The organism is Xanthobacter sediminis (assembly GCF_043195015.1).
Taxonomy (GTDB): Bacteria; Pseudomonadota; Alphaproteobacteria; order Rhizobiales; family Xanthobacteraceae; genus Xanthobacter.
This window is the reverse complement of record NZ_JBAFWH010000060.1, coordinates 1-452: the sequence shown is the minus strand read 5'-3', so window position 1 is coordinate 452 and position 452 is coordinate 1. Positions and strand designations below refer to the sequence as shown.

Genomic DNA, 452 nt, shown 5'->3' with positions numbered 1-452 from the left:
GCGTTCATACCGGTGATGCCGCCGGTGACACCTTCTCCAGCATCGAGGGCTTCGTCGGCAGCAATTATGCCGACACCTTCATCAGCGACGCCACTGCCCAGGCCTTCAACGGCGGCGGAGGGACCGACACGATCGACTATTCCGGGTCCGCCTCCGCGGTGAACGTCAACTTGACGAGCGGTGTCGGTTCGGGTGGCGATGCGGAAGGCGATACCTACACGAATATCGAGGTCGTCGTCGGCTCGGCCTATGCCGACACCCTGTCGTCGACCACCTCTGCTGGGCATACCCTGCGGGGTGGAGCCGGAAACGACATCTACATCGTCGGAAGCCAGAGCGTCACCATCACCGAGGCAGCCGGCGACGGGGACGACGAGGTGCAATCCTCCTATTCTGTCACCAGCATCGCCAGCTTCGCCAACGTCGAACGGCTGACCTACACCGGGACCGGC

Annotated in this window: 1 pseudogene; it reads left to right on the top strand. The window is 63.5% G+C overall.

Annotated features, from left to right (window positions below):
* A pseudogene (locus tag V5F61_RS21195) lies at positions 1 to 452 on the top strand (hypothetical protein); the annotation flags it as partial.